Here is a 1930-nt window from a genome sequence, read left to right on the forward strand (position 1 = left end):
ATACTCGCCATCGAGCAGCTTCGGGCTTCTTATGGAATCTCCTTTCTGCTTTGATTGCCTATAGTTTCTTGCCTAAAAAGCCCTCGCTCCATCTACGAGACACTAAAGGACTCACCCCGGCTTAACCCGAACTCACGTTAAATAGCTGCGCACCAGCGACTTCCACTGATTATTTTTTTCGAGCCAAGAGAGGCGCGGCTCCGGGAGCTTCCAGTGCAGATACCAGGAGAACTCGGGCGTATCGTCACGGTCACCACGCCGAATCCCGGGGAGCTTGAGGGTGGCTTCGGGGTAGATATCGAACCACTTTTGCGGGGCGTAGCAGGGGACGTGCGGGCTGCGGAAACCCACTCCGAGAAACCAGGGCTGCTCCGAGTTTTTCCCGTTTTCCAGCTGCTCAATCGCCCAGTCAGCCAGCTTGCTGTCGTCATGGTCTTCGTCGCGCTCCGGCCAGGCTCCCCAGTCGATCAGGGGGTTGGGATCGGCGGAGGGCTGGACGAGCTTGGTCTTGGGGATATTCTTGTAGCCCCCGACAAAGGTTGGCCCGTTCCACTCACTAGCTCCGTGCCCGTCGTGGAAGACCTTGCCCACTGCCATAGTCTTGTAGCCGTGCTTGGCAAAGTGCTGGGGTAGGGTGGTAACCGACTGGAACTCCGGGATCGTACGAATCCAGGGCTGGAGGTTGTAGACCCCCGTGCTCGTGGGCCGCCTTCCCGTGAGCAGGCTTGTGCGGCTCGACGCACAAAGCGGCGACTGGCAGTGCGCACTCTCAAAGAGCATCCCGCGCCGTGCCAGCCGGTCTATATGGGGGGTCTTTACCTGAGGGTGCCCCCCCAGACAGCCAATCCAATCATTGAGATCATCGAAGCAGATCAGCAGAACATGAGGGGGGCGTTTTTGCATAGGGCTATTTTACGCTAGCGATCCAGCCCGTGGTAGCGGCCTGTCAGCTGGGTGCTCTTCATGTACTTTGCGTGGCCGTCCACGAAGCCGATATTGCTGCCTTGCTGGTGGCGCGTGCAGCTCTCAATACCTCGCTGGATATTGGCCGCCGTGTTGGGGATGCCGATATTGGGGAAGTCCGCGTTACTCGGGACGCTTCCCACGCCTGCATTGATCAAGCAGGTTCGCGGGTTTGGCATCGGGAAGGCGGCCACGTTCATCATGGTATTGCGGCGTGGATCGTTGACAGGAGCGCCTGCCAGCTCCGCCTCCAGCCAGCCCTGCTGTCCGGGGGAGCTTAGCGTGCCACTAAAGCCCGCGACCCCGAGCTGCGCTTGCGTGGCATCGGAGACGATCAGTGCCTCGGCGGGGCGATCAATGGCGGCGTAGGTGGTGTACTTCAGGTAGCGCGTCAGCATGACACTGGCACCGTAGCTCAGAGTCGCGTTGTTGATCTCGGCAGGCAGCACGGCGGCAGAAGGAAGATTGTAGTTGATCCAACCAACCCCGGTTTCCGTCCCGACCCGGCCACGCACCGTCCACTTTTGGCCATCGCTGGGACAGCCCAAAATCTGGGCATTTTTAATGTAGGGCTGGAGTCCGTAGGTCCAGAGCGAGCCAAAGTAGCCTGGTGCCAGATACGGAGCACCATCGGCAGCAGTGGCCGCTAGGTTGGCCGTGACCACACGCCCACAGGTGACCGCACTGGCTCCAATGGAGTGGCACTGCGGTGCCCAGAAGGGAAGTGTCTCGTCGTAGTCCTGAGCGTACATGGTGAAAGAGAGCGCGAGCTGCTTCACGTTGGAGAGACAGGAGGCGGCGCGGGCTTTGTCGCGTGCCTGAGCGAAGACGGGAAAGAGAATGGCGGCGAGAATGGCGATAATTGCAATCACCACGAGGAGCTCGATGAGCGTAAAACTTGAGCGACGGTGCATAAAAAAACCTCCAGTAAAAAAGATCGAGAAAGTTAAGCGCTTAGATGGTATCA

2 protein-coding genes and 1 pseudogene are annotated in these 1930 nt (G+C 59.1%); 1 reads left to right on the plus strand and 2 read right to left on the minus strand.

What is annotated here, in order from left to right; all coding sequences use genetic code 11:
- A pseudogene (locus RMO15_RS33520) lies at positions 1-125 on the plus strand (IS982 family transposase); the annotation flags it as partial.
- A gap of 7 nt (positions 126-132) precedes the next feature.
- On the opposite strand, the gene RMO15_RS30310 reads toward RMO15_RS33520, so the two are convergent.
- Together RMO15_RS30310 and RMO15_RS30315 are read right to left on the minus strand one after the other, a co-directional pair.
- A complete protein-coding gene (locus RMO15_RS30310) occupies positions 133-903 on the minus strand; it encodes a sulfatase-like hydrolase/transferase (protein ID WP_309722037.1) in 771 nt (256 codons plus the stop codon).
- Positions 904-917: 14 nt separating this feature from the next.
- Positions 918-1877 (minus strand): prepilin-type N-terminal cleavage/methylation domain-containing protein, encoded by a 960-nt coding sequence (locus RMO15_RS30315; RefSeq protein ID WP_309722040.1) that lies wholly within the window; start codon positions 1875-1877, stop codon positions 918-920.
- Positions 1878-1930: the final 53 nt, after the last annotated feature.

Source organism: Armatimonas sp., assembly GCF_031410135.1.
Classification (GTDB): Bacteria; Armatimonadota; Armatimonadia; order Armatimonadales; family Armatimonadaceae; genus Armatimonas.